Source organism: Pseudoscardovia suis (assembly GCF_002797875.1).
GTDB lineage: Bacteria > Actinomycetota > Actinomycetes > Actinomycetales > Bifidobacteriaceae > Pseudoscardovia > Pseudoscardovia suis.
The window spans coordinates 40,661-65,888 of sequence record NZ_PGFC01000005.1; the positions used below are offsets into that span (position 1 = coordinate 40,661).

Here is a 25,228-nt window from a genome sequence, read left to right on the forward strand (position 1 = left end):
TTCTGAAATCCCAGCAGACGGCACCGCGCGACACAGCAGGAGAAGACAATGGTTAGTTCAGCATCCACGTCCGACACTGAATCGCGTGATTTCAGCTCATTCGCCCAGTTGGACACCAACACCCAACTTTTCATGAGCCTTCACCAGCTCGACACGCTTTCCACCGCAGGGCTTCGTCAACGTATCCCGTCTGAAATCGCTCGTCAGCTCGATGGTCTGCCGTCATCCGCCTGCAACGTGCGCATCATCGCTTATTTGGCGCGTCACGAGAACGAAGACGTGTACCAAAACGACGTGGAACGCCATTGCGGCATCACCCGCTCCACCGCGAGCCGCGTGCTCAACATGATGGAGCGCAAGGGCCTGGTGCGCCGCGTCATCCCGACGTTCGACGCCCGCAAGCGCCAGGTGATGCTCACCGACAAGTCCCGCAAGCTCGTGCGCCAGATCGAGGAAAGCGGCGCCGGCTACTTCTCCACGCTCGCCGAAGGCATCTCCGAAGATGACATGGAGATCACGCTGCGCACGATCCAGCGCCTGCTCGACCGCTCCGAGATCGAAGCCGAGCCCCTCGACTAAGCGACCTGGACAGAGCGCTCGGTCAGTTGCCCGCCATCTTGTTGCGCATGCAACGGATGGCGGGCACTTTGATGTGCAGCCGCGCGCCTGCCAATCCAGCAGCACACATTCATGACGGCCACAGGGGCCCCGAGGGCCCGCCAGCCGACCTGCCGCACGTCATGTTCGTGTGCAGCTCGCCGTCCGCACTCATCGCTGCACACGAACATGACCACCAGGGCGTCCCGGAGGGGCGACGCCCGTAGATCAGGCCGACACCATCATGTGCAGCCCCCTCCTCGGCGCCCCGGCTGCACACAGATGCGGCGCCCTCACACCAACCGTGGCCCCAAGTTGGGCACATCCCTCTCTGCCCAACTTGGCATAACGGCCAGCATTCCTGGCGAATCGAAGCGAAATGCTGGTCGGAATCCCAAGTTGGGCGAACCTTACTCTGCCCGGCTTGGGGATTCGTCACTTTTGGAGGTCGGAACGGTCTTGAGTACCAGCGGGCTGATCGGAACTGGTGCGGCGCTTGGCGTTGGGGTGCGCGCCGCTTGATTGGGCGACGCGCGGCTGGATGCCGCGTGGCTTGGCATCGCTCGGTTTGGCCCTGTTCGAATTGCTGCTGCTCCGCTTGGCACCGTTCCGATTGACACTGTTCGGCTTGGTATTGGTTGTTGGGTGGGAGCGGGCGGCGGCGAGACCGCGCAGAATCTGCGGATTGAGGCACAGCCAGATGACGAGCGCGATGAGTACCACGGCAATCACCGCAACCGCCACGACGCCGCCCCATGAACGAGAGCTACCCGTCGAATCCGCCTTTTGCAAGGCTTCCCGCCCGCCGGTCAAGTCCACAACGATGAGCCTGCCAGCAGCCGCAGCATCGGCAGAATCCGAACCGCTGCTCGAGCCGCCATCTGAGCTGCCGGAACTGCCAGAGCTGCTGCCAGAACTCGCCGACCCATCCGCGGCAAGCACATAGACCTTGCCATCGGCGGCGCCAGCGGTGCCCACCACCACGCTCTTCACATCCACGGAGCCGTCCGAGGCACCCGCGCCGTCGTATGCCACAGAGCCTACCGCCACGGAGCCGCCATCCGCCTTGGCGAGGCGCACTTCAATCTGTGCGCTGCCGCCCGTCGCCGACGCCGAGCCAGAATCCGAGCCCGAACCCGAGCCCGCTGCCGACCCAGTCGCCGCGCTCACGCTATACATCTCCCCGCCATCGCGCGACAGGTATCCATCCGGCTCATTGAGCGCCAGCCCACGCAGTTCGGAACCAGTCGCCGTGTCGAACAGATGGCTGCCCGCGGACGTGCGCACCACGAGGCGCGATCCGTCGCCGCTCAGCGCAAACCCCAGGATGCGCGCAGCGGAATCGACGGAAAACACCTGCACGTCCTGAGTGTCGACGTTCGCCTGGAGCACGCTGTGCAGCGAGGTGCTCGGCAGATACAGCTCGGTGCCGTCGCTGCTCAGCGCCGCGAGATAGCCGACCGAGAAGGTCGCGAGGCTCGTGGCGGCTCCGGTGGAGGTGTTCACGGCGAGCAGCGCGTCGGACTGGCTGTATTGCGCGTCAAGCAGCACCGTGCCGCCATCGCCGGATGCCGCGAGCCCGGTGATTGTGCTTGGCGTGCTGCTCAGGTCAGCGCTGTTGCTGCTAGTGCCGCTGCTTGAATCCGAACCGCTCGAATCCTTGCTGCCCGTCACCGTCACCGCCACATCCTGGTGCGTGCCGTCATCCACGTTCCACACTTGCAAACTCCAGCCGGTGTTCGTGCCCGAGGTGCTGGCATCGGAGGTGCTGGCATCCGAGGCGCCCGCGCCAGTGTTTGCGGCCCCGCCCTGTGCAAGGGCATAGAGTGTCTTGCCATCGCGCGCAACCGCGAAGTTCGTGGTGGTCAGGTCGAGGGTCGTCACGCTGCGGTCAGCGGTGGAAATCACCGCCACGCCGCCGCTCGTCGCCACGAAGAGGCGCGAGCCGTCCTGCGACATCGCGATGCCGGAGGCGACGCCCATGCTGTCGCCGGGCAGGCTGATCACGCTCTCCACCGAGAGGTCAGCGGTGCTCACCGCGCACACCGTGCTGGCGGATGACACGACGAACAACTGGCTGCCGTCTGGCGTGAGGCGCATCGTGTCGGGTTCCGCGCCCACGCACGCCGAATCGCCCAACTGCGCGGTGGTGTAGGTGGCAGCGACTTCCGCAGCGTCGGCGGGCGCCGTGTATGTGGCGCTTGCCGAGACGCTGGCGGAGTCCGAGGAATCCGAAGAATCAGATGATCCCAAGGAGCCCGATGATCCCGAGGAGTCCGAAGAAACCGAATTCAACAGATCGGAGGCGGATCCAGACGCTGCACCGGAACCTGAAGAATCACTGGATTGTGCGGAACCTGTGGACGACGAGACCGACGACGAAGCCGACGACGATACCGACGGATCAGCAAACGCCGGCGCAACTGCGCCGCCCGCCATCGTCCCCGTCAATGCGCCCGCCAATGCCAGCGAGATGATTGCCGCGGCGGCGCGACGCAGCGCATGGCGAGGGCGCGCGGCGCATCGCGAGTGTGCAATACTGCATGATTGCGCGGCGCCGTGGGGATGCTCGGCATCACAGGTCTGCGCAAAGTGATGGGACGGCGACAATGAACTGGAATGCGAGGGATGGCTCTTCGGATTCATCGGATGTGGCGTAAGCAACGGCGCTCCCTTGGTCGGCGGATTCTCAATCCATGATAAGCGCCACCACCCATCGCACCGTGCATTATGCAGCCCATCACGCCGCGCGTCACCTCATACACCATCCACCGCCCCGCGCCATTCCAGCCAACGCCCAGCATCCACCAGACAAGCGATCAACCACATCGCTGAATATCGGTACGCAATGGTACGCAATGGTACGCAATCGTGTAAAATCAATCATTAACAGCGTCCTGCCAACCGCCTCACACCAAGCTCAGGCCGTCTCAGATACCAGCCAACCGCGCATTTCTTTCACATGCACCCTGCACAAAGAACCCACAAGAAAGGAGAACAGCCCGTGCTTCGCCCCACTAGTTCCACCACTTCTCGCGCCGTCAACCCTTTCAAACCCACCGCAGGGAAAATGCCTCCTATCCTCATCGGCCGCCAATCCATCATCGATGACTTTCAGGAAGCGCTCGACAACGGCATCGGAGCGCCCGGTCGCATCATGCTCGTCACGGGGCAGCGAGGATTCGGTAAAACAGTCATGCTTACCCAGTTCCGGCGCATCGCGAGGGAACAAGGCTGGCTCACGATTGCAGAGACCGCCTCTGAGGGTCTCGTAGACCGCCTTGCACAATCGCTTGATCCGCAAACCGGATCCCATGTGTCTTCTGCGCAGCTCTCCCCCACGGTCTCGGCCGCTGGCGTTGGCGCCAGCCTCGGGCAGGTCACGATCAGCAAGGAATCCGCACCGCTCACGCTCCGCACGGCGATGCAGCATTGCCTATCCAGTAAGCGCACAAAGAAAGGCAAGGGCGTCGTCATCACCATCGACGAGATGCAGTCGGCGACCACAGCGGACATCGTGGCAATCGCCACCGCGGTGCAGCACACCATTGCCGCATCCGACGAACTGGACTGCCCCGAGGAAGACAAGCGTGGCATCGCAATCGTGTTCGCCGGCCTGCCATCCATGCTCAACGAACTCATCAACAACCGCACGACCACGTTCATGCGCCGCGCTCTGCAACGCGAGCTGCAGAACGTGCCAATCCCCGATGTGCGGGATGCCTATCTGCAAAGCGTGGTGCAGTCCGGAAAGGCGATCAGCGCTGAGCTTGCAACGCAAGCGGCGCGGGAATCCGATGGCTACCCCTACATGGTGCAACTGCTTGGTTATTACATGTGGCAGTCAGCGCAGCGACGCCGTTCCCAAACGATTGAGGAGGCGGACCTGCGCCAGGGATACGCCGATGCCATCACGGCATTTGACCAAGCGGTATGCGCACCGGCACTTGATGAGCTGGGCACGCCCGAGCGCGTTTTCCTGCAGGCCATGGCTCAAAGCATGGCCCGGAGCGCAACGCCAACGGAATCCGCCAACCCGAGTTCATCGGGGAAAGCTTCATCGGAAGCAGCGCACTCAGCAACCGCTGCGGATGCATGGCAACCTATCACCCAGCAAATTGCGAAGACCTCCGACATCGCTTCGTTCACGAGCCGCAGCCGCAGCTGGGTGAGCAAATACCGGGCGGTGTTGCTGCGTGACCATGTGATTGAATCCGCAGGGCATGGCTACGTGCGCTTTGCCATCCCTCACATGCGCGATTACCTGCTGGGAACAACGGCGGAGTGAACAGATACCATACCTGGAATCATCCCTAGGGAATCAGCACATTCCGCAATTCTGCCATGTCTGTGCCTTCAAGAGGCATCCCTGTTCCTCCCCAAGCAAGCATTGCCCTCCGCGCAGTCCGATCTGCAACATCGTCGGACCAGAAAGCCCCACTTGCGCTCCCCATAGCAGGCATCAGTTCTGCAAAGAACCAATCAAGGTTACCAATCCGCGATTCCAACTGATTAACCCGCCCAGACCTTCCCCAAGGCAATTTCCCGCTACGAGCCATGTACACAATGGAAGGAATCAGAGGGATAGAGGCCTCCATTTTTCTGCAGCCGCATTCCGTGCTCAGTTCATTGGCTATGTACCACAAAGGCCACGTAAACGGATTCCGACCCCCAGTCGCCCGCTTTTCATGCGAAAGTGCAGAAACACGCGCTAAGCGGATACAGGATTCCTGCCTATCAGTTTCTGCACGTCGCGCTGCCGCTCGCAACTCTTTCAACATGCCCACCGCAAGCTCATCCGTCGCATTCGCGCTGTTTCCGGATACGACATACTCGCCAACAATACGCAAAGCGACTTCGATGGCTCCTTCATATAGCAACGAATCCGGCAATGTTCTGTAAAACTCAGAGTAATACCGCTTCCGCGGCCTGAGGGAACGCCCAATGATAAGATGCCGACGCCTGCTCGGCCCCTCCACCAGAGCCACACTGCTTGCTTCAGATCCAGTGCCAATCGTGGTAGGGACGGCCTCAATTCTCTTCGTCTTTCCATGAGCAGTCCCATCCCCCCGAAGCACCATCAGGCCGCTCCGCCCTACTTCCAAACCGCGTTTCACGCTACTCCAGTTGGGGAGTGCCGCCAGTTTGACAGCATCCAAGATGGCTCCTCCGCCCACTGCGAAAAGATTGTCATATTCTTCAATCTGCGCATGCAGAGTTGTAACCGTCTGCACCGTACATGTCGGAGGCAGAGGAATCAAAACAGTACCGGCAGGCATCATTGCAAGGTAGCTGCTCAGGGCTTGAGTGCCGCCCAAATTTTGGTCGAACACCACAACCGGCGCATTCCTTACTTCCATGGGCGGCTCCTCTCCAGCTGCTCAAATGTCTCAGAAAGAGCCTGGCCGATCTGGCACATTTCTGCGTCGGTCGTCACAATCTGCGGAATGATTTGGATACCGTGTATTGACGGCTGCACAACCACGCCGTGTTCACGGAAGGAATCCACGATGTGCCAGATGGGATCGCCGGATGCGTCTTGCGCCGCCGCCTTCCACCAAGCATCATCACCCCAACCAAGGAAATGGAACAATCCTCGCCCTCGGTGGGCAAGATGGAATTGCTTCTCCAGGTTCGCGCAGGTCGCCGCGATGCCTTCCGACACATGTTGCACATGCCACTCAATCTCGTATTGACTCATGAAATCGAAGACTCCAATAGTCGCCGCCGCCGAAAGCGGACTTCCAGCCTGGGTTTCGCCATGCATAAACGGGCAATCGTGCTCAAGAAAGACCGACCAAGATTCTTCACTAACCAGGAGCATAGAAGAGGCCGCTGCGCCATTTGTCAAAGCCTTCGAGAAACCGATCAAATCAGGCATGCGAGGCCATTGCATACTCGCCGCGAAGGTTCCTAGCTTGTAGAAGCCTGTCGCCACTTCATCCGCCATCAGCAGAAAGTCATACTCGTCTCGCAGCTGGGCAATCTTCCTCAGGACGGCCTGCGTCGGTTCGAAAACCCCAGACCCCAGCATCGGCTCCAGCATCACCAATGCCACCTGATTCCCGAAGCGCTCAAAGAAGTGTTCCCACTCTTCTGGGTCATCAAGGCTCAGGTGACGCACGAATCTGATATCGACTGAAAAGGCCGCTTGTCCCAGCCGTTCGCCGGACAACGCCATCGACGACAACGTCATGCCATGATAGCTGCCCCTAAATGTGACGACGATCCTCTTCTCAGCTTTACCTTGGAGAACCGCACGTTGCCGAGCGAACTTCACCGCAGCATCGTTGAGGGCAGATCCCGAGGTCCCGAAGATTACCGCCTGATACGAGTCACCGACAGCCTCCACAAGCAGCTGGGCTGCGCGATCGGCATAATCATTAGAGTAGCGAAACAACGTTCCGTAGTGCAATGAACGGAGCGGCTGCTCCATATGCTCGGCCACCGTGGTATTCCCATATCCAAAAGGCACATTCCACAGTCCAGACGTCGCGCACAACGCGACGCGACCATCCGAGAATTTCAGTTGTATTCCATCGGCATCGACAATACGCCGTCCAGGGCTTGACATCATGCCTGGCGCCGTAAAGGATTCGACGACCTGCACCACCACGACAATCCCCTCTTTCTATTTCCGAACGGAAAAATACATCATCGTGCGACCTCCAGCCATCCTTCGCGGCGTAGTTCTTGTGGCTACCCTCGCACCGTCGAATCCCGCGAGACCAAGCTCATATTGCAAATCCGACGCATCGATTTGACGAACCCAAGACAGGTAGAGATCCGCCGAGGAGTCTTCCATTGACGTCACCCAATATCCGTTCACAGCGCCTTGCTCATCTTGATATCGGGAGGGGCAGCTGAAGAAAATCGCCGACAGACGCCCTCCCGCGACATTCATCTCACAGGGAAGGAAAATGTTCCGGGGTTGCGACACATATTCATGACTGAACCAAAACAGCCCTCCTGCATGCAAGACCCTGTGCAATTGCGAGAAAAGAGCAATGCGCTGTTCGCGACCGAATAGACGCAAACTACCCGCCGCTATAGTCGCGATATCCAACGAATCCGTGGGTTGGCGAGAAAGCCACGCAATTGCATCGGATCGGACAGATGTCACGTTCGGCAATGCACGCTGATCTAATATCGCGAGCAGATCGTCGGAGATATCAACAGCTATGACCTCTTCAATCCCCAGAACAGACAGCTCGGCGGTGATCCTACCGGAACCTGCGCATAGGTCCACGGCTCGCAAGCGATCGTCATGGTCCCGAATCTCAGGGATGCACGCCGAGAGAACGCTGTCAAGTTCCGCATTGTCATGCTCGCTCGCCGCGTGATATAGCCTAGCGCCGTCACCAGAGTACATATCGTGAAGCCGAGCATGCGAGACGATAGCACAGACCGCTTCACGTAATACTTCCGTTTGCCAAGCGTACTGTTCACACATGGATTCCCATCCTCCCCAGCAGCTGGTTACGCTCCTGCTCAATCTGCGAAACGCCTAAATCGAATTCATCAGCGATGGCATTCATACCAGGCACGCCCCTGCGAGCAGCTTTCAGCACTCGGAATGCATCCGCTGAAATGCGATACACATGTCCCGATCGGACGTTTATGGCAGTCCCATTCCGGTTCGTTTCATCAAAGGCAAGCAACAATTCCGAATCCACCGTATCGTCCGGTTGGCACGAGAACACAATCTGACTGTCGGAGGCCGATGCTTGAACTATGAAAACCGCAGCAAGAAAAGTTTTCACACACAGGTCATCTGACCTATGAGCAATCGCCGAAGGCCCCGTTCCAGGAATGTTCGATTTCTGATTATCATGGACGAAGAACCTCTTCATTCCAATGTTCCGCGGACAATCGAACGCCGATCCCACCTCCATGATGATGCCTGGGACCGTCACGTATTCAGGAAGGCAACCGGTCCGCGAAAAACGCCGGCAATCTTCGTTAAATAGTGTGCAATCCCCCTCGCTCTCGACCACCACATAGGTTGGCCCGCTTATCTGCAGATATGGCAGCACGCTATAAGAGACCGTTTCGACAATCATCGATCCATCGACAATCGCCTGATCGCCTTCGTGTCCTATTCCCCCATCAATCGCCAGGTAGTCTCCTTTCCAGCCATCTGGTCTATTGGGTGCGACCAATAACGCTCTGGACTCATCCGAGAAGCCATACTCGCTGCCGGCTGGTTTTTCACCATTCAATTCATCGGTGACAATGAGGCACTCGTACCGGTTGGTTCCATCCGTCGGTATTCCATATAGCAACTGCAACAATGACGTCAGTCTGACACGGCTATCTACAAGTTCATCATGCTTCATTGCCTATCCTCTTTCCCATCGTCTTTCCGACGCTTGCCAGCAATGCGAGCAGCCATGACGCCGACCTGTATCGCCATGAGCAGACAAATCAGCGCCATATACCCCCAGTTACCAACCGGGATAACAACAATGAGCGCAACCAGCAGCACGCAGACATTGATCAGAGCCAATACAACGTCCGAGGTGCCCTCAGCTCTTGTTACTTTCTTATTCATCAACAGCGATTCCATCCCCGCGAATTTAACATTGCCATTCCGGCAAATGTCGCATCGCAATATGTTCTTATTAAGAAAGGCATCAGCCCGGATGCAGCAACCTGCATGCACCCGAGCCGATATCCTGTCTGATTGCCTAGTGCATGATCAAACAATGCATCAGGTCAGGGCAAGACCGATGCCTGCGGCAATCAGGCCCATGCCGATGCCTGCGCCAACGCCAGCAGCCCACTCACCGAAGCCAGGCGTTTCCAGCGATTCAAGCTGTTCCACAGTCAGTTCCATAATCTCCTCCTTTCGTCACTCGTTATCCAACGCAATCATGGATGTCCTATCTATCACGTAGCAGCAATCCCAATACCGACCAACGCGACACCAGTACCAACGCCCGCGAAGAAATGACCCCAATTCCATGGAGCTTCCAAATCCTCGAGAGCTTCGACGCTCAAATCCATAGTCCGCATTTTCGCCTCCTTTCTCTATTCGAAGCAATGGTTCTTTATCCCACGGAGCGCTCTCGCGGGAAGTTACTAATGCTGGAAAGTCATGGCCAACGCCTTGAATGGCCTTAATACCAACTGCCGGTAGAGCCATTCAGCCAGTGAAGATTGGCCATCGTCCCACACCACTCGACCGAATGCGGGGACCGTCGCTCCTTCAGCGGCGTCAACAGCGGCATCCTGCGCACGCACTTCGATGTCCGTCATTTGCGGCCACGCGATTGCCGGCGAATATATACCTGCTGGCACCAAAGCCGCATGGGTAGATCCCTCAACTCGAGCTGTGCCGACAATGCGCGTCCCCATAAGACCTTGCTGCTGGATGATGAGAGTCTCGCCGATGGGGAGTTCCTCCCCATATGGAGACAGCAATGTCAATGTGCCATTGCTTTCGGAAGCATACGAGGTCGCACTCGTCACATGAACAGGAAACAGCAACGTAACTAGAAAGACTACGACACTGCACACAATCGCTCTCGTAGAAAGGCGACCCCGCACACGGTCTGTCGAATTGGCACTACTCCTAATGATCTGGACCCATCCATGAATAACCATTGCGAGCATCAACCAAAGCAGCAGAGCATTCGCGATTGCTCCGATTCCGGACGACCCCAACGTTGCATCGCATACAGCGAACAACGAATATACGAATACTAGCGGAGTAAGCGAGCACAACACTCCATACGCCGCCGTCCGTGTGGCGTTCCGAAAGGCTTCCGCCAGGTTGCCGCTGAGCAAGTCGCTTACCACGATTTTCCACTGTCTCATCGCGTTGCTGCGCAAAAATGGCTGCTCTCGCCAAGCCATCAGAGCAATGTACCCATCGAATTTCACAGTCGGAATCGCATTGATCACGGCGCCCACATACAAACTTGCGACAAGCGATGCCATGAAAGAAGGCGCCCCTGGAAGATACCGGAGCAAAGAGCATACGCCTGCAAGCATGAACGTGCTGATTATCCCTGCAGCCGCGACAGCCATACGTTTCTTGGAGCTCAACCTCCATCCATCGGACACATCACAAAAGCACGCGGGCGCGAGATATAGCAGCATCACTCCTATTCGAGACACCTGCCCGCCGAAGGAATTCAGCACGGCCCCGTGAGCATACTCATGCAATGAAATGACGAACACCATCATCAACAGCATCTCGAAATAACTGCTGATGCTTTGTGGCGCGGCCAAGTCCTGGACGAAAGAAGCCCCATCCGCGGCAATCCCAATAAGCCCTGCGAACGCAATCGCCAATGCAGCTGCGGCAGCTATCATCCATTTACGAAAGTCGAAATTCGCAAAAGGGGCAAATATCCTTGACGGATTCTTCAATATCGTCACCTGGATAGAGAACAGGGAGTTGACGCGCAATCGGCCCCATTCATGCCTACGCTTATTCGACGCACAAATGGGTGCGGCATTATCATCTCGAAGGACCTGGCATCCAGAAAGCATCGTGACGACATTCCGCACATTGTCCTCACCGAACCGGCCGCCCGCTGCGCTGATATCAGGAACTCGCTGCAAATAAACCAAGATGGAGGCCACATCCGGAGAAACGCCGAAACGCTCACCTGCTGGATTTTCAACCACCCATCGTTCACCTTCGTCTAGCGGCTGAAGCAGCCGCACGCCTGGCAGCACCACCGCAGACATCACGCACGTCCTTCCGCAAGTGGACGACGCTTGACGCCAAAATTGAGCACCAAGATTCCGTCCATGCGTCTCGACGTGGCCCAAGCCAACAAAGAAAGCACTGCCACCCATGCGATGGCCAAGCCCGCGCCTTGCCACATACTGAAACGCTCGGCCAACGAAGTATCGTCCACTATCGCGGATTCAGCTCCGCCGAACAACCAACGACCAACGCGGGGGAAGGACGAAATCACCTGCGCCTCAACAAGCGTCTGGTAAACGAATTGAACCACGATTGCAATGGCTGTGTTGCGGAGCAGCAATCCTAGGGCGACTCCCCAGAGAGCGGACACAAGATACATGAACACGTATGTTGCAATCCACTTCCCCATCGACTGCGGCGATGCATACGTCATTGCCCCGGCCTTCATGAGCGCCGACGAAGCACCATGCACAGCAGCAAGATTGCAAATCGCCGTGGGCACAGCGAGCACCGCCGCCACGATCATCTTGACGCAGGCGACAAACCAGAATCCGCTATGCCGCAGAGTCAGAAACCGAAAGTAACCGCTCTGGACATCTTGAGTCACCACGAGAATCCCCAGGACCGAGGAAAACAGCGCACCTCCGAAGGCCATCGTCGAAATTAACTCGGACAGTTCGGCCTGTTCCTCCGCTGATTTCCCTGAATTCATTGCCGGCTGGACACATCCGTAAACAGATAGCACCGACAGCAGCATCGCGACAATAATCACACACCACACAAGAGGCGAGCAAATCCATCTTTTCAATTCACTTCTCAGCATCGCGCCGTCCGCCTTCCGCCGTCGACATCGTCTGATAACTCCGCTCTGCACTGCCAGGAACTCCCGGCTGAAAAGTCTCGAGCATTGCAACACTTCCGTCATGAACCCCAATCAGGGAATCAGCCACTGAATCGAGCTCAGACATTGAATGAGAAGAAACCAATATGAGACAGCCCCGTTGCCTGCACTCACCGACGAAACAACGCAACTGCGCGACTGATTCGACATCAAGCCCGTTGGTCGGCTCGTCAAGAAGCATGATCGGAGGCTCTTTCATCGCCGCGACCACCAATTCGAACTTCTTCCTCATACCCGTGGAGAGCTTGCCAATCCTCTTATGTTCAAATGAATCCACGCCGAACCGGCGCTTCAAACGTGCAAGTGTGTCCCTCTGCGCCCCGAGAGCAGAACAAACGTCCGACAACGCGGAACGAACAGACAGCGCGGAGGAGAATCCATAAGAAGGAAGCGACACTCCGAAGATGCCACTGCGGTCAGTCATCTCCGCCACTGGTACACCGTTAACGGCGACGGACCCCGAGCGAGGACTCAAATCTCCTACAAGCAGCGAAAATAGCGTGGTCTTCCCCACGCCGTTTGGGCCAACAACGCCAACGACGTTCCCGCCCCGCAAGCTTAGGCTCACGTCGGTCAGGATATCGTTCCCGTGATATGAGAACGAAACATCTTTGGCTACCAGCCGCGTTGTGGGTATCATGCCTGTCTCGCTTCCATCAATCGAAGGATTCATGAAGTTCCAACAACTGTTATGGAAGCAGAACCAATCGTTCTAGATACCCCGAAACGATAATTCATGCACGCTTGTGCATGAATCGCCAAGGATCGGTGCACGAATGTGCATTTAACTTTCATGTCGTCTTAGCCAAATCGCAACCGCGTGGCTAAGGGAATGTGCATGCAAACGCAAACGGATATTGCGTGTATGCGACCTCACTGTCGACACATCGATGAACTGTGCCCGAGCAATCTCCTCGTTGGAATATCCATCCGCAATCTCTCTGATGATTTCAGTCTGGAGCGGCGTCAATTCCTCTGCCGGCGGTTCGCTCTTCGTTTCTTGGCTCATCAAACTCTCATAACTTGCACCAAGAGAGAGAAAATGAACATCATGAACAGGACTATAGGTCCCGCCTGCAGCAACCTTCAACAGACCTTCGCGCATCTGCGGCAAATCCCCCTTCACGACGATTCCCTGAGCACCAGAACGAGCGAGCAAGGCAGCATATTTCTTAGGGCTGTATGAGCTGATTGCAAGCATTGGCATTTCTCGTACTTGACTTCGAATCCGCTGGCAGACATCCATCGCTGTTCCATCGTCGAGTTCCACATCAAGAAGCAATACGTCCGGTCGCCACGAATCATCGATGCAACGCTGCACCGCCTCCTGCGCGCTGTTCGTCGACCAGCAGACTCTGAGTGTCGGACAGAGTCTGGGGATAAGCGACACAATCTTTTCCAACGCGAACGAATCGTTGTCCAACACGGCTACAGTCGACTGAATCATTGCCCCTCCTGTCCATAAGATGTCCAAGACCCCTTTATGCTGTTCTCTAGGCAAAGAATAGCGCTATATTCCCAGCGTTTCTGTAACCCGTCCGACTTATCTCACTATTCCAAGGGTAATCATGAACCGATGGATAATGACAGCCCGCAGCGAAGCGGCGGACCTCCGCAATCGCTTCCTTCAATCAAAGAGCATCCGCATTACCACCTTGGCATGCTGGATCTCCATCGGCTTGCAGATTGCGGTCTTCCCGCCTGCGACATCGCCCACGTGGTCATTGATCGTTTCCTGGCTACTGATTGTACTGGATTCGATACTTACACTGCTCATTCCTCTGTGGCCAACGCACATCTGTGCCATCTTGCTCGCCCTCCATTCTGTCCTGTCCCTACTACCTGCACAACTCACCTGGGCCTCCCTTCTGGAATTCCCCGCTCTCGCTTTTCTCTCATATCGCTGCGCGTTTCCATGCGCTTTCGGTATCGTGATGTGGCTTAGCATTGTCCAGGTTCTGAGCAATCTTCTTGGATCCATGCCGGATGGTTTGTTGTGGGGAGCGGTATCGTTTTTCCCGTTGGGCTTCATCGCGTTCATGAGCGCCTCGCTCCGTCAGTCCAGGCAATCCATCATGCAGAAGGATCAGCTCATGGCGCAAGAGCGCGCGATAGAGCGCCAAAGACAATTGGAACATAACCGACGTCTTGCCACTGCAATTCACGACTCCATTACTAAAGAATTGTCGACGATTCTCCTCATCACCGGAGCATGGGAGTTCGAGGAAAGCGTTGATGCAGACCGAATCCATAAGGACATGAAAAGCATCCACCGCGAGACAAAGCGTGCACTGAACCAAATGCATCGTGTTATCGACCTGATTGACGACAATCAGGGGAAAGCCACCCGCGGAACGACTCCAAGTGACACACTTATCGATTTAGAAAAGTTCCTAGAAAGCGAGACGGATTCCGCCTCCGCGATTGGTTTTGAGGGCACTGTTCACTTATCTGGAAAGCCCCAAAACCCCATCGATGATTTACACCTGATGCTTGTCGAAGGATTCCTCAAAGAAATATTCGCTAATATCCTCCGCCACGCAGAGCCAGGACGAGATTCATATTCCATGGACATCTCAATCGTCCAAAATTCAATACATATCACTCAGACAAATCGAACAGGGTCTGGAATAACGGCTTCTTCCGAATTCAATCGACTGCGACATGGACGGGGCCTTCAATCACATCGTCAGGCAATCATCACCGCAGGCGGCACCGTGCAGTATCGCTTGCATGGTGGGCAATGGCATCTGCAAGCACGAATTCCTTGCAATGACGCGGCAAACCAAACGAACCTAGCGATGCCAGACTCCGAAAAACCACTGCCACCAGTTGGGGACATATCGAATATGGATTCGTGAATCATTGCGGTTATTAAGCATTGCGACCTCCTTTGAATCGATAATCCACAGATTATCCAAAATCGGTTGCATTGTCTCGATTTCGCCTCGACTCTGCACAAATGTGCACGGGGAGCTACATCGCACCCGCGCCTGTGGCATGAATGAGGGGCATCCCAGAAGTTTCCCGGGGTGTCCCCTCATCCATGCATTGGCGCAGTAAATGCGCCACTCATTGACTTGACACATAGCGCCATGTAACCGAGCTACGGACACATGCGGCTACCGCATCGCGCACCGCCAGCTGCGCGGCACCACCACGCCGCCGCCACAGCTGCTGCCGCGCTACTTCCTGCCGAAGGTCAGGGCACGCACGATGGACACGATGCCCATCACGATGAGCGCAATCGCCACGAACATGAACAGGAACACGGTGGACTGCGCCGGCGCGGCAAGCACCACGATGCCGGCGAGAATCGAGACGAGGCCATAGACCACGGACGCGACCGGCGTGAGCGTGAAGCTGGACTGGAACAGCGACGCAATGCCGTCCACAATCCACAGCATGCCCAGCACGATGGTCACGAACACCGCCAGCGACGCACCCGCCGCCTGCGGCGCCTTGAAGATCGCGATGCCGCCCAGCACGAACAGCACGCTGCACACAATGCCCAGCGTGCGCCAGCCCGGCGGCAGAATCGGTGTCTCGATGGCGCCGACCAGGTAGATGATGGCGGCGATGATGAGCCCCACGCCCAGCAGCACGGTGACCGCCGTGAGCGTCTTGTGCGGCCAGAACAGCATCACGACGCCCAGCACGAGCTCCACGATGCCCATGACGACGCCACCGCGGCGCACCAGCTTGGCAACGCTTTCGAACAGGTCGTCATCGTCCTCGATGTGGTAGATAACGTCAGGATTGATAGGCTTCTTGTCTGACATGTCTCCTCCTCACACAACGTGTGACGCGCACAGCCCGCGCCGTGCGCCATGCATGGCGAAACGACTTCGTTCGCCTTCACCACCATCTTATGACGGGAAGCCCGGTTGCGCGGGTAGCAAAACCGCCGTGGCGGGTCGTGTTTGACCATGCCACGGCGGGATTATCGAGGATTGGCAAGGGGCGCCGATCAGTGGGAAGCGCTCATCGCGGGCGGGACGCCGCCACCTTCGCCGCGCGCGCCGCCAGGTCGTCTAGCCGACTGAGCTCCCGCGTGGCCTCGGCGGACGGCCGCGGGTCGAACGCGCCATAGCGGTTCTGCGCGGCTATGCGGATCAAATAGTCCGCCACGCGCGGGTTTTTGGGCAGCACCGAGCCGTGCAGGTAGGTGCCGATCACCGCGTTGCGGCGCGCGCCCTCGGTGTGGTCCGTGCCGTTGTTGCCGGTGCCGTCCTCATCCACCACACCCCACGGGCGCGTGCCGTCGCCGTGCAGGAACGTCTGCCCGGAGTGGTTCTCGTAGCCCACCACGTCGCCGAACTCGTCGGTGTGGTCCACGAGGTTGCCGATCATGCGGTGCGGCTGCCCCACGGTGGTGACGTTGAGCACGCCGATGCCCGGCAGGCGCGTGCCCTCGGCGGTCTGGAAGTAGTTGCCGAACAGCTGGTACATGCCGCAGATGAGCAGCATCGGGCACCCCGCGTCCGCGAGCGCGTGCAGGTCGTCGGAGCGGCGGAACAGGTCGTCGGTGATGGTGCCCTGGCCCTGGTCCTGCCCGCCGCCGCCCAGGATCATGTCGACGCGCTCGGGCCAGGCATCGCCCTGGTTGTAATGGTGGATGACCGGCGCGTAGCCATACAGCTCGGCGCGACGGCGCACGGTGAGCACGTTGCCGGAGTCGCCGTAGATGTTCATGTCGCGCGGGTAGAGCGACACGATGTCAAGCACGCGAGGCTCGGCGGCGGTTGCCGCGGGCTTGGTGATGGCCTCAGCCGTAGGCCCGGCGACGCGTTCCGTCTGGTTCCGTGCGATTTCGCTGTCTGCAATGCTGCTCATAGTCCGGCGTCCTCCACATGCGTGAACGTCGCCACGCGCTTGCGCACGGCGAGCATGGCGGTGTAGGTGCAATAGATGTGCTTGGGTTGCGTGGGGTTGCCGGCGAGGAAGCGGGCGACCGCGCGGTCGATGTCTTCGTCGATGGAGCGCGCCTCCACGCCGTCGTAGGCGAGGCGCAGCGCCATGTCGGTGGCGCGCACGCCGGAGACCATGTCGACGCCGGTGCCGCGCAGGCTTGTGAAGTCCACGTCCCACAGCCAGCTCATGTCGCGACCGTCCGCATATTGATCGTTGATCACGATCATCGTCCCATGCCCTTCGGCGGGGAACGACGTGAGCGCAAGCCGGAAGCCCATCGGGTTCTTGACGAGGATGAGTTCGACCGGCACGCCGTTCACCTCGATGGTCTCGCCACGGCCGAACGCCGGGGTGACGGCGGAAATTGCCTCGATCAGCCGGCGGTCGGCGGCATCGTCGGGCTGATTGGCTGCGGATTGTTTGGTGGCGGATTGTTTGGCTGCAGGCTGCGTGCTGGCGGGCTGCTTGACGGCATCCTGATCAGCCACACGATTATCAGCGGCACGATTATCAATCGTCCGGATTGTCGCAGACCGACCTGCCATGCCTCGCGCCAGCCGCTTCTCCTCCACGTCGTCCATCACAGCGCGCGCCACCGCCATCGCGGCGGCAGCGTTGAACAGGTTGTAGACGCCTTCGAGCTTGAGCGTGGCATCATACTGCTCGCCATCCATGCGGAACGTGGCGGAATTGCCATCCACCGCCATCAGCGTCACATCGGCGGGCAGCTGCTCCGCAGCGGAATCCGCGGTGGCCCTGGCACTGTTCGCCCCGGCCGTGCCAGCTCCGACCGTGCCGGCCCCAGCCTCGGCACCGCCCGCGGCCTCGGCGCCAGCCGCAGCCTCGGCGCCAGCCGCAGCCTCGGCGCCAGCCGCAGCCTCGGCGCCAGCCGCAGCCTCCGCCGCACCATCTTCCTTATCTCCCCGATTCTCCCGATTCTCCCCATCGCTCGCAAGCTCGCAATGCATCGAATCATCGGTGGGGAAGAACCTCCGCAGCGACTCATCCAGGCCGAAGTAGCGCACGGCAGTGCCACGCGGCGCCAGGCCTGCGAGCGCCGCAATGCGCGGATCCTCGCGGTTGAGCACGAGCGTGCCGGTCGTGGCGGCGGCAGCCTTGCCCAGCAGCCGCGCGGTGTTGTCAATCTCACCGAAGCGGTCAAGTTGGTCGCGCATCACGTTGAGCAGCAGCGTGTAGCGTGGCTTCACGCGGCGCACGAAGTGCACGGCATACGCTTCGTCGAGCTCGAGCACGGCGATGTCGGCGTCAAGCCGCCCGCCCATGCTCACCTTGTCGAGCAGCGCGGACACCACGCCGCGGGTGAAGTTCGAGCCGGTGGGGTTGGTAAACACGTGCAATCCCAGCGATTCGAGCACCGAAGCGACGATGCGGGTGGTGGTGGTCTTGCCATTCGTGCCCGAGACGAGCACCACGCCGTAGGGCAGCTGCGCGAGCGTGCGCGCCATGAAGCCCGGGTCGAGGCGCTCCACCACCTTGCCGGGGAACGCGGTGCCGCCGCCGTGGAGCCGCGCCGCCGCGCGCACTGCCTTGCCCAGCGCCGGTGTGAGCGCCTTGGGGATGAGTGCATGTGCCGCCATGTGCCGTCCTTCCTGTCGTAAAGCCTCGGCTGCAGATCACAGCCCCTGCTGGTAGTCCTGAGGCAGGTCGCGGAAGCGGGACATCGCGCCTTCGAACGCCAGCGTGAACGTGGCGGTCGGGCCGTTGCGGTGCTTTGCCATGATGATGTCCGCCTCGCCGGGCCTGTCATCCTTGTTATACACGTCGGGGCGGTTCACGAGGAACACGACGTCGGCGTCTTGCTCGATCGAGCCGGATTCACGCAAGTCGCTCAGCATAGGCGTGCGGTCGGCGCGCGCCTCCACGCCTCGGTTGAGCTGCGAAAGCGCAACGACGGGGATCTCGAGCTCCTTGGCGAGCAGCTTGAGCGCTCGGGAGAACGTGGCGACCTCCTGCTGGCGGGATTCCACGGCGCTGTCGGAGCTCATGAGCTGCAGATAATCCACCACCACGAGCTTGAGGTCGTTCGTCTGCTTCAGGCGGCGGCATTTCGCGCGGATCTCCATGAGGCTCATGTTCGGCGAATCGTCAAGGAACAGCGGCTTGTCCGCCAATTGCGATGCGCACGCATTGAGCTGCTGCCAGTGCTGCTGGGTGAGCTGGCGCGGGTCGCGCAGCATGCCGAGCGGAATGTTGGATTCCGCGGCGAGGATGCGCTGGGAGAGCTCGAGTTTGCTCATTTCCAACGAGAAGATGACGGTGGTGAGCCCGTGGTGCAGCGCGGCGGAACGGGCGAAATCCACGGCGAGCGTGGACTTGCCCATTGCCGGTCGGCCGGCGACGATGATCATCTGGCCGGGCTGCAGGCCCTGCGTCACGTCGTCGATGTCGCGGAAGCCGGTGGGCACGCCGCGGTTGATCGTGCCATCCTGAATGTTCTGGATCGTATCGAGCGTGTCGTTCACCACGCTGCCGATCGGCATGTAGTCCTGCCGCACATGGCCCATGCCCACTTGGTACATCTGGGCCTGCGCGAGGTTCACGATGTCTTCGGCGTTGCGGCCGCCCGCGTCGTAGCCGAGCTGGGCGATCTGTGTGCCCGCCATGATGACGCGGCGCAGCACCGCCTGCTGGTGGATGATCTCAGCGTAGTTGACCGCGTTGGCGGCGGTGGGCACCGTGTCGGCAAGCTGGGCAAGGTAATCCGAGCCGCCGATCTTCTCCAATTGCCCGCGCTTGTGCAGCTCGTTCGCCACCACGATGGTGTCGACCGGCTCCGAGTTGGAGAACAGCGTGATGATGGCCTCGTAGACGATCTGGTTGCGCGGCTGGTAGAAGTCCTGCGGGTCCAGGATCTCGCTGATTTCGCCGATGGCGTCCTTGCTCAGCAGCATGCCGCCCAGGGCGGCGGCCTCCGCCTGGTCGTCGTGCGGCGGCACCCGGTCGAACAGCGCGGCGTTCTGGTCGCCGCCCTGTGCGCCGTTCGCCGACCGCGAGTAGTTCGAATTGCTGCGCGAACCGCCCCGCGGGCCATTGGCGGGGGTCATGGGGCCGGGTTCATCCATCGGTGGGAAATCTTGGGAACTCATACCCCCGATTCTAACGGCGGCGTCATCCGCCACGCGCCGTTCCGCGCCCAGCTGACCATCTCCGCCCACCCTTCCCAACCCGATCCAAGAGGCGCCGAAGACGGAGGTTAAACCGCCGGAAAATGGGGTCCAAACTGCCGCAACCGGCGCCCCAACAATCCGGCGCCGATTGCGGACGATAGACCGGCCAAAATCCGCCCTCTAACGTCCGCCTTCGGCGCCCCAATAATCCGGGCGCCGAAGACGGAACGTAGGCGGGAGCCCCAACGGGAATCCCCAAGGTCCGCAGCTACGGAATCAGAGAGATTCCTTCGACGGACCTTGGTCCGTATCCACTTGGCGAGATTCAGATTCCGAGGGCGCAACCGCGCCGCCTGGAGCAGCTGCCGGCTCGGCCACCGCCGCGTCGGACACTGCCCTGCCTGCCACCCCGTCAGCAGGCACAGTCACCTCGCCACCGGCTGCTACGCCAGCCTTGGCCTTGCGGCGCTTTGCCGCAATCACTGCCACCACCACGGCCAGCGCAACAACCGCGATCGCCGCAACGCCGGCAATCACGCCGCGCCGCCGCGCCGCATCCTGACGCGGATCCGTCACCGCAGTAGCTGCATCCCCGCCGCCATCCGACGCCGCCCCTTGTTCGCTCTGCAAAGCGGCCTGCAACCCCGCGGCATCCAGCACCGGAATCTTCAACAGACCCGGGAAACCCGTATGGCCTTCATTCATGAAGGGCGACATGGTGTAATACAACGCATAGCACCATTTGCCGTCGACCGATGTCTCGGCCCACGAGAAATACGCGGCGAACTGCTGCTCAACGTACTGGCCATCCTGGCTCCGCCATGCGGATGCATCGATATCCTGGCTCACAGTCTCGCCAGTTGCCGTGTCGACCGTCGTCGCGTTCATCGTGGTTCCTTGATATTTGCCAGCCGAATTCATCGAGGAGTTCGCTTCTCGAACGTTGATTCCGCCAAAGCCATACACCAGATTCCCGTCACCAGAGAACCCCCAACGGCTATCATCGCCCGGCGAGATCGTCGTGAGCGTTTTCCAATCGCTTGTCGACACCACACCCCAGCCGTCTTTCTCCTGCACTAGGCACTTCGAGAAATCAGGAGACATCAGAATCGGCGCAGTACCGACTGTGGCGAACGTCGTATTGGACGCATTCGCCTCGTAGGTCATTACCTTCTTCGCGGTGCGCGCATTCGTATCGATTGCCCACACATTCCCCGTATAAGACCCGGATGTTGAACCCACAAAAGCGGAACGCGAATCCTCACTGTCCGAATCCGAGGAATCGGATGATGCCGAGCGAGATGATGTCGCCGCGTCGCTCTTCCCGCTGGTGGGCGAATCCTCCAACACCAGAACCGGCATATGCTCCACAATCGGATAGGTATGCAAGAAGCCCGTTCGAGTCAATGACTGAGATTTGTTGGTCTTCACACCCAGCCGCGTCATTGCTCCGGTCTGCGTGTCAATGGCTACGACATCTGCGACACCGATGCCCTCAGCAGAACTTGCATCGCCGGACGGAACGGTGGCATACAGCGTCTTTTCATCGGGCGAGATGCATTGGACCTTGACTGCGACCGGCTCCCCTACCGGTTTTCGCGACACCAGGCTTCCATCGGCGATATTCCATACATCGATGTAGTACTGGGAGGTGTACGAGTCATCACCGATTTTGATTCGATCTACAGAAGTGATGGTGCTGCCTTGTGACGTGATGACATAGTCGCCGTTCGCCTCGATAATTCGCGAGCTCAAATCAGACGTATTCACCACGAGCAGGCTGCTGCCAATACGAGCGACGGCGTGGCTGCCATCGGGGGTAATCGACGCCTGATCCTGATAGGGGGAACCATCGAATGCCGCCTCCGACTGGGCGGTTTGTTCCAAGCTCAAATCATCCGCATTGATTTTACAGATCATCCCATCGTTGGCGAAAACATAAATGGTGCCGCCGTCCGGCGACAAGACTGCGGACATCGCCTGCATCGAGCTAAAGCACGGTGCATTAATCGTCACTCCCAGCTTGCGGGCTGACGCGTCATTATTCGTCTCATCGGCAAATGCCGGGCGGGTACCAGCAAAAGTACCCGCCAGACACATCGTCACACACAGACAGGCTGCAAGCATGGCGGCGAGCGACGCCTTTAGAGACCGCCCTGCGTTGCGCAGCAATCCCTCATGTTTCGCCCAGCCAAAACCACGCTTGCATCCCATAGCTTTTCCCCTCACTTACTCTGATATATCGGCTTCAGCCTATCACTCCGGAACCAAACACACGTCACCCCGCTGCGCTGCCGCCTCCATCAGACCGCCTAACGTCCGCAAGCGGCGCCGGATTCAGGAGGCGCCGATGGCGGAGGATAAACCGGCGAAAAATGGGGCCCTAGCGTCCGCAATCGGCGCGCCAATAATCCGGCGCCGAAAACGGACGTTACCGACCACAAAACCGAAGTCCCAACGTCCGCAATCGGCGCCCCAATAATCCGGCGCCGAAGACGGAGGACAGACAGGCGAAAATCAAGGTCCTAACATCCACAACCGGTGCACCACGAACAGCGCGCCGATTGCGGGCGCTAGGTCAATCCCCTACGAGATTCAAAACGTCCTCTCTTGTGAATCCCCTGTTACCGAATCAGCCGCCGGCGCATCCATAGGTTCGGAGGCCGATCCATCCGCCACGCCATCTGTCGCAGCCGCCGCACTGCCTTCGCTTGCCGTCGCGCCAGCCGTGCCAGTCGGTTCAGACCTATCAGCCGCCACGACCGCCGCCTTGGCCTTGCGGCGCTTCGCCGCGACCACTGCCACCACCACGGCCAGCGCAACAACCACAATCGCCGCAACGCCGGCAATCACGCCGCGCCGCCGCGCCGCATCCTGACGCGGATCCGTCACCGCAGTAGCTGCATCCCCGCCGCCATCCGCCGCCGACTCGTGTTCGCTCTGCAACGCGGCCTGCAGCCCCGCGGCATCCAGCACCGGAATCTTCAGCAGGCCGGAGGCACCGGTCTGCCCGTCATTTGCAGGAATCCTGGAAAAATACATCGCGTAGCACCATGTGCCGTCCGCGGACAGATGAGCCCACATGACCTGTGGGGAGAAATCGCCCTCGACGTAATGCCGGTTATCTTCCCAAGCCGACGCATCCACGGATTGGGACACCGATTCGCCGGTGGCCGTGTCCGTCGTGGTCATGGTCATTGTGGTCCCCTGATTTTTCGCGTCGTCCGTCGAATCATTGGCCTGCACATTTTGCGATGAAATGGCAGAGGCTGAATACGCCAGCTTCCCATCATCCGACAAATCGACGAATATCGGATCCTTGCCCGGCACCGAGCCCGTCGTCTTCCAGTCCGACGTGGAGACGAACTTGCGGCCGTCCTTCTCCGCCAGCAGGCACAGAGAGGAGTCCGCCGACATCACCACCATGTCGCCAGGATTTGCAGCATCGGTCTCATAACTGCGCACTTTCTGCACGGTTCGCGCGTTCGTGTCGATCGCCCACACATCGCCCATCGCAGTGGCGTCCTGCGTCGCGCTCGTTGAAGGCGACTGGGAAGAGCCACCGTCAGGGGAATCGGACGAATTGCTCGATTCCCTTGACACGGGTTCGGCATGCGAGGCTCCGGAAATGTCTGTGGACAACCCACTCGCGGCGTTCTTCGCCACGTTCGCGGTAGCCGCGGCATTGGTCACCGCTGCCGAATCCGTTGCGCCATCGGTCGCAGAGCCAGTCGCGGAACCAGTCGCAGCAGCACCAGACTGCTCATCCGACGGTCTTGATTCCACCACATAGGTGGGCAGATGTCTCACGCTCGCGGCATAGACCAACGCACCTTGCACTATCCCCGGGTCTCCCCCGGCTTCCGTAATGTTCATGTCCGTCGCAGCGCCTGTTGCCGCATCAATCGCATAAACATGTCGCTGCGATGACGTCTCGCCATCGACATATGCGTAAATCGTCTTCTCATCGGGAGAAATGCATTGCACCCAGGGGAAACCGGGGAGTCCGGTCACGGGGGTTCTCGACACCTGGCTTCCATCGGACGTGTTCCACACATCGATGCTCACCGTGCCTCCGTGCGCTTGCGGATCGGTCTTGCCGTCAATTGTCATGAGCGTCCTGCCCTCATTTGTGAAGACATACCGTCCCGATGCATCGATGATGCGTGAACTCAAATCAGAGGTATTCACAAGCAGGATGCTGTAGCCGATACGCACAGCGACATACTCCCCATCCGGTGAGACGGCTGATTGTTCGAGGTTGTACCAACTCGATGCCGGCACCTGCGCCTGGGCGGTCTGTTCCACAGTCAAATCATCAGCATTGACCTTGCAAATCATCCCATCCGTCGCGAACAGATAGATGGTGTCGCCATCCGGCGACATGGCCGCCGACAATGCATTGTCGTTGTTAAAGCAAGGTGCATCGAGCAGCACTCCCAGCTTCCGGTCCGATGTCGCGTTCACCCCTTCGGCGAATGCCGGGCGGGTGCCAGCAAAGGCGCCCGCCAGGCACATCGTCACACACAGGCAGGCGGCAAGCATGGCTGCGAGCGATGTTCCCAGAAACCGCCCCACATTGCGGAGCGATCCCTCATGTTCCGCCCAGCCAAAACCATGCTTGCATCCCATAGCTTTTCCCTTCACAATGACCTCGTTGATACTCCCAAGCTACCAGCGTTCGGCTACATCAGCAACCGCACCTCAGGGGTGCCTCCGTAGCGGAGACGACGCCACGCGTGAAATTCGACCCTGTGGGATTCGTGAACACACGCAATCCCAAGCTTTCCAGCACGGAGGCGATGATGCGCGTCGTGGTGGTCTTGCCGTTCGTCCCCGAGACGAGCACCACGCCGTACGGCAGTTGCCCCAGCGTGCGCGCCATAAAGCCTGGGTCGAGCTTCTCGACCACCTTGCCGGGGAATGCGGTGCCACCGCCACGGAGGCGCGCTGCGGCGCGCACAGCCTTGCCCACCGCTGGCGTCAGAACCGTAGGGATGAGTGCATGAGACACCATGTGCC

The 25,228-nt window shown here is 59.3% G+C and carries 21 protein-coding genes and 1 pseudogene; 3 read left to right on the top strand and 19 right to left on the bottom strand.

What is annotated here, in order from left to right:
• The first annotated feature begins 48 nt into the window (after window positions 1-48).
• Window positions 49-579, top strand: a complete 531-nt coding sequence (locus tag CLV65_RS06460; RefSeq protein WP_094690454.1) for a MarR family winged helix-turn-helix transcriptional regulator — start codon at window positions 49-51, stop codon at window positions 577-579.
• A 453-nt stretch (window positions 580-1,032) separates the two neighbouring features.
• Here the strand turns inward: CLV65_RS06460 and CLV65_RS06465 are convergent, their stop codons facing one another.
• On the bottom strand, window positions 1,033-3,261 hold the full coding sequence (locus CLV65_RS06465; RefSeq protein ID WP_157847238.1) for a YncE family protein: 2,229 nt from the start codon (window positions 3,259-3,261) through the stop codon (window positions 1,033-1,035).
• Window positions 3,262-3,667: 406 nt separating this feature from the next.
• On the opposite strand from CLV65_RS06465, the gene CLV65_RS06475 reads away from it, so the two are divergent.
• Window positions 3,668-4,885, top strand: coding sequence for an ATP-binding protein (locus CLV65_RS06475; protein WP_244569065.1), 1,218 nt, complete (start codon window positions 3,668-3,670; stop codon window positions 4,883-4,885).
• Window positions 4,886-4,910: 25 nt separating this feature from the next.
• Here the strand turns inward: CLV65_RS06475 and CLV65_RS06480 are convergent, their stop codons facing one another.
• The 11 genes from CLV65_RS06480 to CLV65_RS06520 all read right to left on the bottom strand — a co-directional run bounded on the left by CLV65_RS06480 (window position 4,911) and on the right by CLV65_RS06520 (window position 13,611).
• The gene (locus CLV65_RS06480) at window positions 4,911-5,957 is read right to left on the bottom strand and encodes an iron-containing alcohol dehydrogenase (protein WP_094690450.1); all 1,047 of its coding nucleotides are present in this window, start codon (window positions 5,955-5,957) and stop codon (window positions 4,911-4,913) included.
• On the bottom strand, window positions 5,948-7,210 hold the full coding sequence (locus tag CLV65_RS06485; RefSeq protein WP_157847239.1) for an aminotransferase class III-fold pyridoxal phosphate-dependent enzyme: 1,263 nt from the start codon (window positions 7,208-7,210) through the stop codon (window positions 5,948-5,950). Before CLV65_RS06485 ends, CLV65_RS06480 begins: the two co-directional genes overlap by 10 nt.
• 18 nt (window positions 7,211-7,228) lie before the next feature.
• Window positions 7,229-8,050, bottom strand: a complete 822-nt coding sequence (locus CLV65_RS06490; RefSeq protein ID WP_094690448.1) for a class I SAM-dependent methyltransferase — start codon at window positions 8,048-8,050, stop codon at window positions 7,229-7,231.
• The gene (locus tag CLV65_RS06495; protein ID WP_094690447.1) at window positions 8,043-8,936 is read right to left on the bottom strand and encodes a hypothetical protein; all 894 of its coding nucleotides are present in this window, start codon (window positions 8,934-8,936) and stop codon (window positions 8,043-8,045) included. Before CLV65_RS06495 ends, CLV65_RS06490 begins: the two co-directional genes overlap by 8 nt.
• On the bottom strand, window positions 8,933-9,154 hold the full coding sequence (locus CLV65_RS06500; protein WP_144441821.1) for a DUF2207 domain-containing protein: 222 nt from the start codon (window positions 9,152-9,154) through the stop codon (window positions 8,933-8,935). The genes CLV65_RS06495 and CLV65_RS06500 overlap by 4 nt, the downstream gene beginning before the upstream one ends.
• Window positions 9,155-9,310: 156 nt before the next feature.
• Complete coding sequence (locus CLV65_RS09115; protein ID WP_275542117.1) at window positions 9,311-9,436, bottom strand: daptide-type RiPP; 126 nt, start codon at window positions 9,434-9,436, stop codon at window positions 9,311-9,313.
• Window positions 9,437-9,489: 53 nt separating this feature from the next.
• Window positions 9,490-9,615 carry a daptide-type RiPP gene (locus tag CLV65_RS09210; RefSeq protein ID WP_425319299.1) on the bottom strand — a complete coding sequence of 42 codons (126 nt, stop codon included), beginning with the start codon at window positions 9,613-9,615 and terminating at the stop codon, window positions 9,490-9,492.
• Window positions 9,616-9,681: 66 nt separating this feature from the next.
• Window positions 9,682-11,301, bottom strand: coding sequence for a zinc metalloprotease (locus CLV65_RS06505; RefSeq protein WP_094690445.1), 1,620 nt, complete (start codon window positions 11,299-11,301; stop codon window positions 9,682-9,684).
• Window positions 11,301-12,020 (bottom strand): hypothetical protein, encoded by a 720-nt coding sequence (locus CLV65_RS06510; RefSeq protein WP_144441820.1) that lies wholly within the window; start codon window positions 12,018-12,020, stop codon window positions 11,301-11,303. The genes CLV65_RS06505 and CLV65_RS06510 overlap by 1 nt, the downstream gene beginning before the upstream one ends.
• A gap of 52 nt (window positions 12,021-12,072) precedes the next feature.
• Window positions 12,073-12,837 carry an ATP-binding cassette domain-containing protein gene (locus CLV65_RS06515; RefSeq protein WP_094690443.1) on the bottom strand — a complete coding sequence of 255 codons (765 nt, stop codon included), beginning with the start codon at window positions 12,835-12,837 and terminating at the stop codon, window positions 12,073-12,075.
• A 111-nt stretch (window positions 12,838-12,948) separates the two neighbouring features.
• Window positions 12,949-13,611: a response regulator transcription factor gene (locus tag CLV65_RS06520; RefSeq protein ID WP_094690442.1), complete on the bottom strand. Its 663-nt coding sequence runs from the start codon at window positions 13,609-13,611 to the stop codon at window positions 12,949-12,951.
• A 121-nt stretch (window positions 13,612-13,732) separates the two neighbouring features.
• Here CLV65_RS06520 and CLV65_RS06525 point away from each other — a divergent pair, with 121 nt between their 5' ends.
• A complete protein-coding gene (locus tag CLV65_RS06525; RefSeq protein WP_144441819.1) occupies window positions 13,733-15,025 on the top strand; it encodes a sensor histidine kinase in 1,293 nt (430 codons plus the stop codon).
• Between the two features lie 324 nt (window positions 15,026-15,349).
• On the opposite strand, the gene CLV65_RS06530 is transcribed toward CLV65_RS06525, so the two are convergent.
• From CLV65_RS06530 to CLV65_RS06560, 7 genes and pseudogenes are all read right to left on the bottom strand, one after another.
• Entirely contained in the window at window positions 15,350-15,946 is a 597-nt protein-coding gene (locus CLV65_RS06530) for an HdeD family acid-resistance protein (protein ID WP_094690440.1), read from the bottom strand.
• Window positions 15,947-16,148: 202 nt separating this feature from the next.
• Window positions 16,149-17,000 (bottom strand): type 1 glutamine amidotransferase, encoded by an 852-nt coding sequence (locus CLV65_RS06535; RefSeq protein WP_094690439.1) that lies wholly within the window; start codon window positions 16,998-17,000, stop codon window positions 16,149-16,151.
• Window positions 16,997-18,676 (bottom strand): MurT ligase domain-containing protein, encoded by a 1,680-nt coding sequence (locus tag CLV65_RS06540; protein WP_094690438.1) that lies wholly within the window; start codon window positions 18,674-18,676, stop codon window positions 16,997-16,999. The genes CLV65_RS06535 and CLV65_RS06540 overlap by 4 nt, the downstream gene beginning before the upstream one ends.
• Window positions 18,677-18,712: 36 nt before the next feature.
• Window positions 18,713-20,143 (bottom strand): replicative DNA helicase, encoded by a 1,431-nt coding sequence (gene dnaB / locus CLV65_RS06545; protein WP_094690437.1) that lies wholly within the window; start codon window positions 20,141-20,143, stop codon window positions 18,713-18,715.
• 339 nt (window positions 20,144-20,482) lie between these two features.
• Entirely contained in the window at window positions 20,483-22,420 is a 1,938-nt protein-coding gene (locus CLV65_RS06550) for a hypothetical protein (protein ID WP_144441818.1), read from the bottom strand.
• 381 nt (window positions 22,421-22,801) lie between these two features.
• Window positions 22,802-24,838 carry a hypothetical protein gene (locus tag CLV65_RS06555; protein WP_094690435.1) on the bottom strand — a complete coding sequence of 679 codons (2,037 nt, stop codon included), beginning with the start codon at window positions 24,836-24,838 and terminating at the stop codon, window positions 22,802-22,804.
• An 88-nt stretch (window positions 24,839-24,926) separates the two neighbouring features.
• Window positions 24,927-25,223, bottom strand: a pseudogene (locus CLV65_RS06560) (Mur ligase family protein); the annotation flags it as partial.
• Window positions 25,224-25,228: the final 5 nt, after the last annotated feature.

Bases quoted from the DNA above. Each gene is read 5' to 3' on its own strand.
- CLV65_RS06460 (WP_094690454.1), top strand. From the start codon at position 49: ATGGTTAGTTCAGCATCCACGTCCGACACTGAATCGCGTGATTTCAGC.
- CLV65_RS06475 (WP_244569065.1), top strand. From the start codon at position 3,668: ATGCCTCCTATCCTCATCGGCCGCCAATCCATCATCGATGACTTTCAG.
- CLV65_RS06480 (WP_094690450.1), bottom strand. From the start codon at position 5,957: ATGGAAGTAAGGAATGCGCCGGTTGTGGTGTTCGACCAAAATTTGGGC.
- CLV65_RS06490 (WP_094690448.1), bottom strand. From the start codon at position 8,050: ATGTGTGAACAGTACGCTTGGCAAACGGAAGTATTACGTGAAGCGGTC.
- CLV65_RS06495 (WP_094690447.1), bottom strand. From the start codon at position 8,936: ATGAAGCATGATGAACTTGTAGATAGCCGTGTCAGACTGACGTCATTG.
- CLV65_RS09115 (WP_275542117.1), bottom strand. From the start codon at position 9,436: ATGGAACTGACTGTGGAACAGCTTGAATCGCTGGAAACGCCTGGCTTC.
- CLV65_RS09210 (WP_425319299.1), bottom strand. From the start codon at position 9,615: ATGCGGACTATGGATTTGAGCGTCGAAGCTCTCGAGGATTTGGAAGCT.
- CLV65_RS06505 (WP_094690445.1), bottom strand. From the start codon at position 11,301: ATGTCTGCGGTGGTGCTGCCAGGCGTGCGGCTGCTTCAGCCGCTAGAC.
- CLV65_RS06510 (WP_144441820.1), bottom strand. From the start codon at position 12,020: ATGCTGCTGTCGGTGCTATCTGTTTACGGATGTGTCCAGCCGGCAATG.
- CLV65_RS06515 (WP_094690443.1), bottom strand. From the start codon at position 12,837: ATGAATCCTTCGATTGATGGAAGCGAGACAGGCATGATACCCACAACG.
- CLV65_RS06520 (WP_094690442.1), bottom strand. From the start codon at position 13,611: ATGATTCAGTCGACTGTAGCCGTGTTGGACAACGATTCGTTCGCGTTG.
- CLV65_RS06525 (WP_144441819.1), top strand. From the start codon at position 13,733: ATGAACCGATGGATAATGACAGCCCGCAGCGAAGCGGCGGACCTCCGC.
- CLV65_RS06530 (WP_094690440.1), bottom strand. From the start codon at position 15,946: ATGTCAGACAAGAAGCCTATCAATCCTGACGTTATCTACCACATCGAG.
- CLV65_RS06535 (WP_094690439.1), bottom strand. From the start codon at position 17,000: ATGAGCAGCATTGCAGACAGCGAAATCGCACGGAACCAGACGGAACGC.
- CLV65_RS06540 (WP_094690438.1), bottom strand. From the start codon at position 18,676: ATGGCGGCACATGCACTCATCCCCAAGGCGCTCACACCGGCGCTGGGC.
- dnaB (WP_094690437.1), bottom strand. From the start codon at position 20,143: ATGACCCCCGCCAATGGCCCGCGGGGCGGTTCGCGCAGCAATTCGAAC.
- CLV65_RS06550 (WP_144441818.1), bottom strand. From the start codon at position 22,420: ATGGGATGCAAGCGTGGTTTTGGCTGGGCGAAACATGAGGGATTGCTG.
- CLV65_RS06555 (WP_094690435.1), bottom strand. From the start codon at position 24,838: ATGGGATGCAAGCATGGTTTTGGCTGGGCGGAACATGAGGGATCGCTC.